We start from the raw sequence: 11,919 nt of genomic DNA on the forward strand, positions 1-11,919 counted from the left end.
CAATCGGCGACCCTGTCTCAGGGTGAATCAACCCTTACCTGTCTTGCCTGCCGGAAGCGCTGATAGAAGAGTGCTGCCCTGAAAAGGATGAATGTGACGGCGACCGCGACGTGCAAGACAACCAGCATCGGACGGTGGCCGAAACTGACGGGATAGAACTCGTACATCGCGATTTCGATCGCTGCCGCCACCACCCATACAACAGGCCCCCAAGAGACCAGCAGCCACAGCCCAAGGGCTGCAACCGGGTAGACGACGGCAAGCGCGGTTGCCGCTGCCCGCCATTCCGGCGTCAGGAGATCGAAGCGGCCGGCACCGCCATGGGAAAAGCCGATCAGCATTGCCCAATAGTTCAGCGCGAACCAGAAGCACGAGGCCGATACCAGCCGCAGGAACAGACCGAAAAGGATCTCGGTCAGCGATGGTTTCGGAACATGGGCAGAATCATGAAGCATGGGCGGCAAGATAGGGCGGGTCGGCGCCATCCGCCAGCACGAAGGAAGCCCCCTCCCCCGCCGCGGTCCAGCAAAAGGAAGAAATGCCGCAGGCCCGTTGTCGGCGGCACCGTTCCCAAGCGCGGCCCCCACATGATAAAGCGCATCCCAGCTCACAGTTTTCAGGGAAAGGCGCGGCGCGATGAACGACAGGACGAATCTTGTGGACAGGATCACGGGCCACCGCCGCATGCGCCGCAACCGCAAGGCCGACTGGACGCGCCGGCTTGTGCAGGAGAACCGCCTGACGGTCGACGACCTAATCTGGCCGATCTTCATCGTGCCGGGCGAGAACATCGTCCAGCCGATCGATGCCATGCCGGGCGTCAACCGCATGAGCATCGACAAGGCTGTCGAAGCGGTGAAGGAAGCCGCTGATCTCGGCATCCCGGCCATCGCCACCTTTCCCAACATCGATCTGTCGCTGCGCGACGAGACCGGCTCCAACAGCCTTGCCGCCGACAATCTCATCAACCAGGCAACGCGCGCCTTCAAGAAGGCCGTGCCCGAGATCGGCGTCATCACCGACGTGGCGCTCGATCCCTTCACCAGCCACGGCCATGACGGCATCCTGCGCAACGGCGAAATCGTCAACGACGAGACGGTCGAGATGATCGCCAGGGCAGCCGTTGCCCAGGCCGACGCCGGTTCCGATATCATCGCCCCCTCGGACATGATGGATGGCCGCATCGGCGCGATCCGTCAGGCGCTGGACGCCGCGGGCCACCAGAATGTTGGCATCATGGCCTACGCGACGAAATTCGCTTCCGGCTTCTATGGGCCATATCGCGAGGCGATCGGCACCGGTGGCCTGCTCAAAGGCGACAAGAAGACCTATTACATCGACCCGGCCAACGGCACCGAGGCGATCCGCGACGCCGCACTCGACGTCGAGGAAGGCGCCGACATGCTGATGGTCAAGCCCGGCCTTCCCTACCTTGATATCTGCTGGCGCATGAAGGAAGCTTTCGGCCTTCCGGTCTTCGCCTATCAGGTTTCGGGAGAGTACTCTCAGATCAAGGCCGCTGCCGCCAACGGCTGGATCGACGGCGACAAGGTGATGCTCGAGACGCTGCTCGCCTTCAAGCGGGCCGGCTGCGACGGCATCCTCAGCTATTTCGCCGTCGAAGTCGCCAGGATCCTGGCCAAGGGGCGGTAACACGCCTTGCAAACGACAGGCGGACCGTGGTGGGCAATCCTTGTTTTGCCGGCAATGCTAACCCATATCCAGCTTGAAACCATGCGAGGCCACGAGAGATGACGATGCACAACGATGAACTGCGGCTGCCGAGCAATGACTGGCGCGCCTACCAGGGTGTGCTGTCGCGGCGGGTGTTCGCCTTCATTCTCGATTATGTCATCATCGCGCTGTTGTGGATCCCGGCCGCCGTGGTGGTGTTCTTCCTCGGCATTCTGACGCTCGGCCTTGGCTTCCTGCTCTATCCCGTGCTCTTTGCACTGGTGGCGATGCTCTATTTCGGCGTGACGGTCGGCGGCCGTGAGCAAGCATCGCCCGGCATGCGGATGATGGGACTGGCGATTGCGCGCACGGACGGGCGCCCGATGGATTTCCTGACGGCGATCGTGCATCTCGTCATCTTCTGGATCGCCAACGCGCTGCTGACGCCCCTCATTCTGCTGATCGGGCTGTTCACGGATCGCAGCCGTCTGCTGCACGATCTCTTGATCGGCACCGTGACGGTCCGTCGCGAAAGCTACTGATCCCCGCCGAAACAATCAACGACGAACAATCCGCGCGCCAGGGGCAACCGCCCCAAACGTGTGAGTTGACGTTTTTCATTCTTCCGCCATGCTACTGTCATGAACAACCGCGCCAAGAGTGACCGCCGCACTCGATGAACACACAGACCACACCGTCTCCGCAATTTTATCTCACTGCGCCGGCAGCCTGCCCTTATCTGCCGAACGAGATGGAGCGAAAGGTGTTTACCCACATGGTGGGGGAGCGCGCACCGGAGCTCAACGACCTCCTGACCCAGGGTGGCTTCCGTCGCTCGCAGAACATTGCGTATCGGCCGGCGTGCGAAACCTGTCGCGCCTGCGTTTCCGTTCGCATCCTTGCGAATGAATTCTCGCCCACCCGATCGATGCGCCGCGTGCTCGCCGCCAACAGCGATGTGATTTCGTCGGAGTATCCGGCCGAACCATCGAGCGAGCAATACAATCTCTTCCGCCGCTATCTCGACCAACGGCATCAGAAAGGCGGCATGTCCGACATGTCGGTTCTCGACTATGCGATGATGGTCGAGGACACCCATGTGCACACCAAGATCATCGAATATCGCCTAAGGGTCGAAGGCGACGGTATCAGCGAGAGGGCTCGCGGGCCGTTGATCGCAACCGCGCTGACCGACCGGATGGGTGACGGGCTTTCGATGGTCTACTCCTTCTTCGACCCGGCCTACGAAGACCGCTCGCTCGGCACCTTCATGATTCTCGACCACATCCGCCGCGCCAAGGAACGGGGCCTCCCACACGTTTATCTCGGCTATTGGGTCAAGGGGTCGCGCAAGATGGGGTACAAGACGAAATTTTTGCCACAGGAGCACCTTATGCCGCGTGGCTGGGAGCGTTACGATGGTCCTGAGCCTGTTTCAGAAACGCCCCCCACCGAAACGGATTGAAAATTGAGCCCTTCCTCTGATGCCGCGCTGCACCGGCGTGGACTTGCCATCACCGGCCTTGGCGGCCTTGCTCTCTCCTTCGACATTCCGCTCATCCGATCCGCCGGTGGCGAAGTCTGGTCGCTGCTCGCCGTGCGCAGTCTTTCGACTTTCGTGATCGGGCTCCTGGCATGGTTCGTGATCAACAAGGTACTTGGTCGCAAGATCTCGCTCATGCCGGGCAAGGCCGGACTGATTGTCGGCCTCTTTTACGGCATCAACTCGTGCACGTTCCTGCTCGCCGTCTTCAATACGTCGACGGCGAACGTCGTCTTCATCCTTGCGTTTACATCGATGTTTGCGGCCCTGCTCTCCTGGATATTTCTGAAGGAGCGCCCCTCCAACGCAACACTTGTGACAATGGGAGCAATGGTGCTCGGCGTCGGGCTGATCGTGCAGGACGGACTTGAGAGCGGTCATCTCTTCGGCGATGCGATGGCGGCAAGTTCCGCCTTCCTCTTGGCCAGCGCCATCACCATCAGCCGGGCAAGCGGCCGCGACATGGCTTTGGTTCCGCTGGTGACTGCCATCTTTCCAGCCGCAGTGGCACTTCTGATGCTACCTGCCGGTGGTTTTGCGATCGCAGCTCCGCAATACATCTTCTTCAACGGTTTGGTGATGATCCCGCTGGCGTTCTTCTGCCTGGCCACGGGCCCGCGGTTCCTGTCGGCACCGGAAGTGGGCATGTTCTATCTGCTCGAGACCATCCTGGCGCCAATCTGGGTCTGGCTGGTCTTTGCGGAAAGCCCGACGGCGCAAACGCTTGCGGGCGGCGCGATCCTGATCTTCGCGCTCATCGGTCATTCACTTTGGCAGATGCGCAGCCGGGCGGCCCGCGGCGCGGCACAGCCCTGCCCGGAATAGACTGCCGACACCTCGAGGCAGCGCTGGTATTGGACAACTGAGGTCGTCAGGTTGGCGTCACGCCGGCCTCCAGGGATTTCGGCGCATGGATGTGCATCGACCAGAGTTCGCGGTTCATCTCGATCCACGCGGCAGCGATGTCCAGAGGCGCGGGATTGCCGCACACGGCCTCCCCGCCGCCGGCAGGCAGCCGCGAAACCAGGCAGGCCTCCTCCAGGATGCGCAGATGCTGCTCAAGCGCATCAGGCGTCACGGCAACGGCGGCCGCAACCTCGACAACCCGAGTTTCCCCCCCGAGCAATATTTCGAAGATGCGACGGCGAATCGGATTTGCCAGGGCGAGGAGAATATCGTCGAGGGCAGCGGAATTCGGCATGGTCTTCATCCTGTTGGGATGGGTATTGATCCACGACCGCACGTTGCTTTCAAGCGCCGAAAACGGGGCATTCCTCTAAATTTCAGATTGCTTACGAAGTCGACGAGACCTGCCCGCGCAGCGAAGCCGCGCAGGCAGCGATGAATCAGCCGCTGAACTTTCCGCTGCGCGGGAAGCCCTTCGGCACCACACGGCCAGCGGAGGCACGATCAGCAAGCCACTCGATCAGTTCGTCCTTGCTCTTGGTAAAGACGCGGCCGGCACTGTCTTCCCAGACGAGGCCGTCTGCGACCGCAAAGCAACGGATATCCGAAATGCCGCCATCCTTGTAGCGCTGCAGCCGGACACCTTTGCCACGCGCCATCTCAGGGATCTGCACCAGCGGGAAGACGAGCATCTTGCGGTTTTCACCGACGACCGCAACGTGGTCGCCCTTGACCGGAATGACCAGCTTGGTTTCATCGGGCATGGCAACGTTCATCACCTGCTTGCCCTTGCGAGTGTTGGCAACGATATCGCCTTCTGCAACCACGAAGCCATTACCGGCCGCCGACGAAACGATCAGCTTTCGGACAGGATCGTGCACGAACGCCGTCAGAACGTCCTGATCGTTTTCCATATCGACAATGATGCGCAACGGTTCGCCATGACCGCGACCGCCTGGCAGCTTGTCGCCGCCGAGCGTGTAGACCTTGCCGCCGGTGGTGAAGACCAGGATCTTGTCGGTGGTCTGGGCCGGGAATGCGACCTTCAGCGCATCGCCTTCCTTGAACTGCAGCGTCGAGGTATCGGAGATGTGGCCCTTCAGCGCGCGGATCCAGCCCTTTTCCGAGATGACGACGGTGATCGGCTCCTTCTCGATCATCGCCTGCTGGATGGCTTCAATATCGGCCTCCGGCGCATCGGCAAAGGTGCTGCGACGCTTGCCGATCTCGGTCGCCTTGGCGAACTTCTTCTTCACTTCGCCAATTTCCCAGGCGACGGTCTGCCACTGCTTCTCCTCGGAAGCGAGCAATGCCTCGATCTCCGCCTTTTCCTTCGACAGCGCGTCGAACTCGGTGCGGATCTCGAACTCTTCCAGCTTGCGCAAGGAGCGCAGCCGCATATTGAGGATCGACTCGGCCTGAAGGTCCGTGAGCGAAAACCGCTCCATCATCACGGCCTTCGGCTCGTCGTCCTCGCGGATGATGCGAATGACCTCGTCGATATTGAGATAGGCGACGAGGTAACCACCGAGGATTTCCAGGCGGCGATCGATCGCGGCCAGACGGTGACGCGAACGTCGCTGCAGGACATCGCGGCGGTGGGCGAGCCACTCCGAAAGCACTTCGTTGACCGCCATGACGCGCGGCACGCGCCCCATCGACAGCACGTTCATGTTCAGCGGAATACGGCTTTCGAGCTCGGTGAGCTTAAAGAGAGATTCCATCAGGATGCCGGCATCGACAGAACGGCTCTTCGGCACCAGCACGATACGGATGTCTTCGGCCGATTCGTCGCGGATGTCTTCCAGTAGTGGCAGTTTGCGCGCGACGAGAAGCTCGGCGATCTTCTCGATCAGCCGCGACTTCTGGACCTGGTAGGGGATCTCGGTGATGACGATCTGATAGCCGCCCCGCCCGAGCTCCTCGGACGCCCAGCGCGCCCGCACGCGAAAACCGCCGCGGCCGGTGCGATAGGCTTCCGCCATGCTCGCGCGGCTTTCGACGATGACGCCGCCAGTCGGGAAGTCCGGCCCCTCGATCCCACCCTTCTGCGGATTGGCCGGATCGTAGAGAAGGTCTTCGACGGTTGCCTCCGGATGGCGGATCAGGTGCAGCGCCGCATCGCAAAGCTCATGGGCGTTGTGCGGCGGGATCGACGTCGCCATGCCGACGGCAATGCCGGTCGCGCCGTTGGCGAGCAGGTTGGGGAAGGCTCCCGGGAGCACGGTCGGCTCCTGGTCTTCCTCGTTGTAGGTGGGCCGAAAGTCCACCGCGTCCTGATCGATACCCTCAAGCAGAAGCGAGGCGACATCGGTCATCTTCGCTTCGGTGTAACGCATGGCGGCAGCGTTATCGCCGTCGATATTGCCGAAGTTACCCTGGCCATCGACCAGCGGATAACGGATGGCAAATTCCTGGGAAAGCCGCACCAGTGCGTCGTAGATCGAGGCGTCGCCATGGGGGTGGAACTTACCCATGACGTCGCCGACGATGCGGGCGCATTTCTTGAACGAGGTGTTCGGCCTCAGCCCCATCTCGCTCATGGCATGAACGATGCGACGATGCACCGGCTTCAGGCCGTCGCGGACATCAGGAAGCGCGCGATGCATGATGGTCGACAAGGCATAGGCCAGGTAACGCTCTTCCAGCGCCGCCTTCAGGTCAACCGGCTGAATATGATCATCCCCGCCAGACGGGGGAGTAAGGCTTTGTCCCATATGTTCTTGCTAGCGCAACAAACCCGGAACATCAAGGATTTCAGGGGATCGCGCTGTGGAGAACCACATGGCGCCACCTATGCGCTATTGAAGGGCGCAGACCCGGTCCTGCAATGTTCGTGCAACGTCCAGACGGTTATGGCATGGGTGAGCGAGCGCCGTCGGTAACGTCCTGGAAAGCATCCGGGCGAGGAAGCGCGCGTGATTTCATCGAGCGAATATAATTTCGCCCTGTTTCGTATTAGGTTCGGCTGCTGTTGATTTGGATGATTTGCGAGGGGGACATTGCGGGACGCGAACTGACGGGAGGACGGGCCTCAGGCATGGCATATTTCGCCGGCCGATACGGCTATCTGCCTCAGTTGACGCAGCTTGCCGACATGAACCAGACTAGCGATGCCGCATCCTCGACACAGCTAAACAATCAGATATTTTCACGAAGGAACTCCACAATGATGCATACGCGCAAGATCCGCCTGATGATGGCCAGCGCCGCACTCCTGACCCTCACCGGCCCGGCCTTTGCGCTGGACGGCGCGGACCTGATGAAGAAGCTCGATGCGGCGATGAGTTCGAACGGCACCACGCTCACCTTCGACAAGGCCGAAGTCAGCGGCGACACCGTGACGGCCTCGGGCGTCCAGATCAAGCTCGCGGGCCAGCCCGGCGACGCGTTGAAGATCGGTGACATCACCTTCGAAGGCGTCGAGGAAACCGAAGGCGGCGGCTACTATGCCGAGACCGTTTCCTTCCCTGACGTCAACGTCGCACAGGATGAGGGCAGCCTCGCCGTCAAGGACATTCTCGTTTCGGGCCTGTCCATTCCGGCCAACCCGGCAGGCGGCACGCTCGACGATATCCTGCTTTACGAAAGCGCGAGCACCGGCCCGATCACGGTCAGCGCCAAGGGCAAGGAAGTCTTTTCGCTGGAAAGCAGTGAAGCAAACCTCGCCCGCCAGGAAAACGATGCCGGCTTTGACTTCGATGCAACCGCTGCCGGCCTCAGGGCAGACCTTTCGCAAATCGAAGACCCCAAGACCAAGGAGGCCATCGAAAAGCTTGGCCTGACCAAGCTGGATGGCGCGGTGACGATGAAGGGCAGCTGGGAAGTCGAAAGCGGCAACGTCGCGCTCGAGGAATACGCCTTCGACTTCAAGAATGTCGGCCGGCTGAACCTCGCTGTTGACATCTCTGGCTACACGCTTGCCTTCATGAAGTCGCTTCAGGAAGCCATGAAGTCCGCCGAAGCGAACCCCAACAAGGAAGAGGCCAATCAGGCGATGGGTCTCGCCATGATGGGGCTGATGCAGCAGCTGACCTTCAACAGCGCCGAAATCCGCTTCGACGACGCCTCGATCACCAAAAAGGCACTCGACTACGCGGGTTCGCAGCAGGGTGTGACGGGCGATCAGCTGGCGCAGTCGCTGAAGGGCCTCGTTCCGTTGATGATGGCACAGCTCAACGTGCCGGAACTGCAGAACCAGGTATCGTCCGCAGTCAATACCTACCTCGACGGCCCGAAGAGCCTGACGATCAGCGCAGCTCCGGAAAAGCCGGTTCCGTTCCCGATGATCATGGGCGCAGCAATGGGCGCACCGAACACGATCCCTTCGGTCCTCGGTGTGAAGGTGACGGCAAACGATTGACCGGTAAAGCTCCGGCCTGAAAATCAACGCCGGCGACTTCGCATGACCTGTCGGTCGTCGAAGTCGCCGGCGTTTCCGTATCCAGCACACAGCCCGGCTTCACGACACGCATGAGGACCGCAGATACGGCGTTCGACGGCCACGATACCCAAGCACCAGTTCTCATTCAGGCCGAGCAGTCAATCGCGTTTCGGATTGCCTCCTCGCAGCCGTGTCATATTCTTGTCGAGTGGCCGTTTTCGGTTGAAAACCCTTGTTTCGACGGCCTGTTTTACTTGCGCCGCCTTGCGCCTCGAAGACTGCACCGCCAGTATTATCCCCTGATCTGCTTCGAACGACCGCAGCTTTTTCTCGCATGCCCCATTCGCATGAAACGTCAACGGCGTTTTGCCTGACCATTCCGTACTGCACGCATTTTTCGACCACGCTGTAATCCCGGATGAAGAACAATTCAGATCCGGCAACCGTGAAAACTGTCGTTTTGTAGAACAGGCGCAAGATAGAGAACAGCAGACAAATATCGAGAGCCACACTCTCGCGAACATTGTTCTGAACGCCGAAACGTAAGTGCATTTATTCGTTTCTTTTCGACAGATCGGGCGTCAATGGCTGGATGGTTCCATCAATCGGTAAAGTTCAGAGAAGAGCTGTCGGAAGAAAGATTTGAGCCTGCGCGCGCCGACTATTACTCCGGCCCACCCGGCAAGCCGCTGCGGCTTCTGCTTCAGGCACGAACGGATTTTCTGTCGATCTGGCGTAACAACGACTTTACGGAGAAGGTTTCCCAGATCCGGCTGATCGGGCGGCAGGTCATTCTGGTTAACTCGCCCGACCTCATCCGCCAGGTTGTCGTCAAACGTCATGAGAACTTCGAGCGCAAGAGCCCGCAGATGCGCCGCGCACTCGAGTTCCTGCTGGGCGACGGCCTTTTCATCTCGGACGGCGACATCTGGAAACAGCGGCGTCCCCTGGTCGCCGACATCGTCCATGCCAAAAGGGTGCCTGCCTTCGGTCCGGTCATGGAGCGCACGACCAGCGAACTGGTCGCGCGCTGGAACGGGATGCCAGACGGTGCGCAGGTCAACGCCCTGCACGAAATGGCTGGCCTGACCGCCGAGATCATTGCGCGCAGCGTCTTTGGAAACCAGCTCGGAGACGACAGCGCGGCGGCAGTCACCGACAGCTTCACCAGCTACCAGTCGCTGGTCGATTCGATCAATCTCGGCTACTTCCTCGGCTTCGACGATGGGCTCCCGATCTTGCGAACACCGACACTTCGTCGCTCGGTCAAGCGTATCCACCGTATCATCGACAAGGTGGTCGAGGATCACCTCGAAGGCTGCGGCGACCACAACTCCATGGTTGAGCTGTTGATCCGTCGCCAGCAGCGAAATCCTGAACTCAAGCTCGACCTGGTTGCCCTGCGCAACGAAGCGGCGACGATTTTCATGGCGGGTCATGAGACGACGGCCGCCACGCTCACCTGGGCCTGGTACCTCCTGTCCCGCGCCAAATGGGTCGAAAAGGCGCTCCATGATGAGATTGGCCGCGTCTGCGGCGATCGGGTGCCGACGATCGACGACGTGCCGCAGCTCGAATTGTGCAAGGCCATCATAGAGGAGACGCTTCGCCTCTACCCGCCCGTTCCCATTCTGGCGAGACAAACCCGTCAGGCAGAAATGATCGGCGATATCGCCGCGGAACGCGGCTCGCTCGTGCTGATCGTGCCTTGGCTTCTCCACCGGACGGAAAGCCTGTTCGAGGACCCGCATCATTTCCGCCCTGACCGGTTCATGGGAGGGCGTCGCCCAACGCCCTATAGTTTCATTCCATTTGCCAGTGGGCCGCGCGTCTGCCCCGGCTTGCATTTCGGGCTCACGGAAGCAATTCTGTGCCTGGCGATCATCGCGCAGCAGTTTCGGGTAGCGGTCGTCGACGGCCACAAGGTGGAGCCCATCTGCCGCCTGACGCTGCGACCGAAGGGCGGGCTTCCGGTCACCCTCCATCGACGGCAGAGGCCATCCCATGACCATTGAAGAACCGCAACGGGCCGAAAGAATTGCCAAGCGCAAGGCATGGACATTCGCCAGCCAAGAGCGCCCCTCCCTTGCGGATGCGCTTTCCGGCCGGGAGGGCTTGCGTGCCTTCTGGCGCTACTGGGTAACCGATAATCTCTGGAACCTCGCGCACCTCAGCGGGCATTTCGGCATGAAGCTCCTCCCGATGGATGCCTGTTCCAAGCTGGGTGCAGCGCTCGGTTTGTTTGCCATGCCGCGCTTCCACAAGGTGGCGTCGCGCCGCGCGCAGGAAACCATCCGCGCATTGCGGCCGGACCTCAACGAGACCGAGCAGCAGGAACTGTTTCGCGAAAACTGCCGAGCGCAGGGCCGGCTGATGACCGAGTTCTCCGTGGTGAACCGGTTGCAGAACAATCGCGATCGGCTGATATTCCACGGTCTCGACATCATCGATGATGCCGTCAAGGCCGGCCCGGTCATCATCGTCGGCATGCATCTCGGCAACTGGGAAGTTGGGCCAACCGTTCTTCAGAGGATCAACGTCCACCCCTATGCCTTCTACCTCCCGCCCAAGGGCCGGGCCAAGGCCTGGATCGCCGAGCGCGTTCGCAGCAAGGCGGGTTTGCGGTTCCTGCCGCCCGGCGCCGAAGGCATTCGCCCTGCGATCAAGATCCTGAAGAGCGGCGGCGTCGTCAGCACCTTCTGCGACGAAGGTTTTGGCGGCTTGATCCGTGGTCCGTTCTTCGACCGCAAGCCACATCTCGAAGGCAACCTCGCCATTGCCATCCGCCTCGCCCGCATGACCGGCGCCACCATCTGCCCGTGGTACAACCTGCGCGCCGACGGCTTCCGCTTCGAATGCCGGGCACTGCCCCCGATAAAGCTTCCGCCCGAGGACCGCCCCGGCGCCCGGCAGCTGGATGACATCCTGATGTTGAACAACGCGATCGAACCGATTATCCGGGCCAATCTCGACCAGTGGTACTTTCTCGACAATAGCCTTCGACCCGAGTGATCCGATCGGAACCTGGCAAGCCCGTCCTCAAGCCGGGCTTTTTCGCGCGAACACGTTCCATGTTATGATGGCCTCTGCTTGATGCACGAGCGCCGTCGCCTATCTACATTTCTCTGAAGGCAAGACTTCATCCGGCATTCCTGACCGATCACACGGAAGGAGAACGTCATGGGACTGAAACATGCGGATATCACCGCCATTCTTGGCCCGGTCGACGAAACGCTGATGGCGGAGCTACTGGCGACGGGAGCCAGTGCGGCAGAACTCGCCGAAGCAATCGCCTGGGTCAACAACGACGAGGCGCTGATCGGCGAAGGACGGCATCTGCCGGCTGGACGGGTCGCTGCGTTGATCGACATCCTGACGCCTGATGATGGCGAAGAGTAACGTGTTGAGCGGC

12 protein-coding genes are annotated in these 11,919 nt (G+C 60.9%); 8 read left to right on the plus strand and 4 right to left on the minus strand.

All coding sequences use genetic code 11. From position 1 onward, the window contains the following. Window positions 1-17: 17 nt before the first annotated feature. Complete coding sequence (locus tag AC07UR_RS23125) at window positions 18-455, minus strand: DUF6163 family protein (RefSeq protein WP_173419626.1); 438 nt, start codon at window positions 453-455, stop codon at window positions 18-20. Window positions 456-636: 181 nt separating this feature from the next. Here AC07UR_RS23125 and hemB point away from each other — a divergent pair, with 181 nt between their 5' ends. The 4 genes from hemB (at window position 637) to AC07UR_RS23145 (ending at window position 4,042) form a co-directional block, all read left to right on the plus strand. Beyond that, complete coding sequence (hemB, locus tag AC07UR_RS23130; RefSeq protein ID WP_173419625.1) at window positions 637-1,653, plus strand: porphobilinogen synthase; 1,017 nt, start codon at window positions 637-639, stop codon at window positions 1,651-1,653. 98 nt (window positions 1,654-1,751) lie between these two features. Then, window positions 1,752-2,216, plus strand: coding sequence for an RDD family protein (locus AC07UR_RS23135; protein WP_209791222.1), 465 nt, complete (start codon window positions 1,752-1,754; stop codon window positions 2,214-2,216). 134 nt (window positions 2,217-2,350) lie between these two features. Continuing rightward, window positions 2,351-3,139 (plus strand): arginyltransferase, encoded by a 789-nt coding sequence (locus tag AC07UR_RS23140; RefSeq protein ID WP_209791221.1) that lies wholly within the window; start codon window positions 2,351-2,353, stop codon window positions 3,137-3,139. Window positions 3,140-3,142: 3 nt separating this feature from the next. Beyond that, entirely contained in the window at window positions 3,143-4,042 is a 900-nt protein-coding gene (locus AC07UR_RS23145) for a DMT family transporter (RefSeq protein ID WP_209791220.1), read from the plus strand. 46 nt (window positions 4,043-4,088) lie between these two features. On the opposite strand, the gene AC07UR_RS23150 is transcribed toward AC07UR_RS23145, so the two are convergent. Both AC07UR_RS23150 and parC read right to left on the minus strand, forming a co-directional pair. Beyond that, complete coding sequence (locus tag AC07UR_RS23150; RefSeq protein WP_412728391.1) at window positions 4,089-4,418, minus strand: helix-turn-helix domain-containing protein; 330 nt, start codon at window positions 4,416-4,418, stop codon at window positions 4,089-4,091. A 145-nt stretch (window positions 4,419-4,563) separates the two neighbouring features. After that, window positions 4,564-6,840, minus strand: a complete 2,277-nt coding sequence (gene parC / locus AC07UR_RS23155; RefSeq protein ID WP_209791219.1) for a DNA topoisomerase IV subunit A — start codon at window positions 6,838-6,840, stop codon at window positions 4,564-4,566. A gap of 452 nt (window positions 6,841-7,292) precedes the next feature. Between parC and AC07UR_RS23160 the strand changes: the two genes are divergently transcribed. Next, the gene (locus AC07UR_RS23160) at window positions 7,293-8,486 is read left to right on the plus strand and encodes an aq_1923 C-terminal domain (protein ID WP_209791218.1); all 1,194 of its coding nucleotides are present in this window, start codon (window positions 7,293-7,295) and stop codon (window positions 8,484-8,486) included. Window positions 8,487-8,648: 162 nt separating this feature from the next. Here AC07UR_RS23160 and AC07UR_RS23165 read toward each other — a convergent pair whose 3' ends face one another. Next, on the minus strand, window positions 8,649-9,059 hold the full coding sequence (locus tag AC07UR_RS23165) for a hypothetical protein (protein WP_209791217.1): 411 nt from the start codon (window positions 9,057-9,059) through the stop codon (window positions 8,649-8,651). 32 nt (window positions 9,060-9,091) lie between these two features. On the opposite strand from AC07UR_RS23165, the gene AC07UR_RS23170 reads away from it, so the two are divergent. From AC07UR_RS23170 to AC07UR_RS23180, 3 genes are all read left to right on the plus strand, one after another. Beyond that, entirely contained in the window at window positions 9,092-10,522 is a 1,431-nt protein-coding gene (locus AC07UR_RS23170) for a cytochrome P450 (RefSeq protein ID WP_209791216.1), read from the plus strand. Beyond that, on the plus strand, window positions 10,512-11,519 hold the full coding sequence (locus AC07UR_RS23175; protein WP_209791215.1) for a lysophospholipid acyltransferase family protein: 1,008 nt from the start codon (window positions 10,512-10,514) through the stop codon (window positions 11,517-11,519). Before AC07UR_RS23170 ends, AC07UR_RS23175 begins: the two co-directional genes overlap by 11 nt. 168 nt (window positions 11,520-11,687) lie before the next feature. Then, window positions 11,688-11,906: a hypothetical protein gene (locus tag AC07UR_RS23180; protein WP_025426507.1), complete on the plus strand. Its 219-nt coding sequence runs from the start codon at window positions 11,688-11,690 to the stop codon at window positions 11,904-11,906. Window positions 11,907-11,919: the final 13 nt, after the last annotated feature.

It is taken from the genome of Ensifer sp. GW821-FHT05G01 (assembly GCF_059419585.1).

Bases quoted from the DNA above. Each gene is read 5' to 3' on its own strand.
- AC07UR_RS23125 (WP_173419626.1), bottom strand. From the start codon at position 455: ATGCTTCATGATTCTGCCCATGTTCCGAAACCATCGCTGACCGAGATC.
- hemB (WP_173419625.1), top strand. From the start codon at position 637: ATGAACGACAGGACGAATCTTGTGGACAGGATCACGGGCCACCGCCGC.
- AC07UR_RS23135 (WP_209791222.1), top strand. From the start codon at position 1,752: ATGACGATGCACAACGATGAACTGCGGCTGCCGAGCAATGACTGGCGC.
- AC07UR_RS23140 (WP_209791221.1), top strand. From the start codon at position 2,351: ATGAACACACAGACCACACCGTCTCCGCAATTTTATCTCACTGCGCCG.
- AC07UR_RS23150 (WP_412728391.1), bottom strand. From the start codon at position 4,418: ATGCCGAATTCCGCTGCCCTCGACGATATTCTCCTCGCCCTGGCAAAT.
- parC (WP_209791219.1), bottom strand. From the start codon at position 6,840: ATGGGACAAAGCCTTACTCCCCCGTCTGGCGGGGATGATCATATTCAG.
- AC07UR_RS23160 (WP_209791218.1), top strand. From the start codon at position 7,293: ATGATGCATACGCGCAAGATCCGCCTGATGATGGCCAGCGCCGCACTC.
- AC07UR_RS23165 (WP_209791217.1), bottom strand. From the start codon at position 9,059: ATGCACTTACGTTTCGGCGTTCAGAACAATGTTCGCGAGAGTGTGGCT.
- AC07UR_RS23170 (WP_209791216.1), top strand. From the start codon at position 9,092: ATGGCTGGATGGTTCCATCAATCGGTAAAGTTCAGAGAAGAGCTGTCG.
- AC07UR_RS23175 (WP_209791215.1), top strand. From the start codon at position 10,512: ATGACCATTGAAGAACCGCAACGGGCCGAAAGAATTGCCAAGCGCAAG.
- AC07UR_RS23180 (WP_025426507.1), top strand. From the start codon at position 11,688: ATGGGACTGAAACATGCGGATATCACCGCCATTCTTGGCCCGGTCGAC.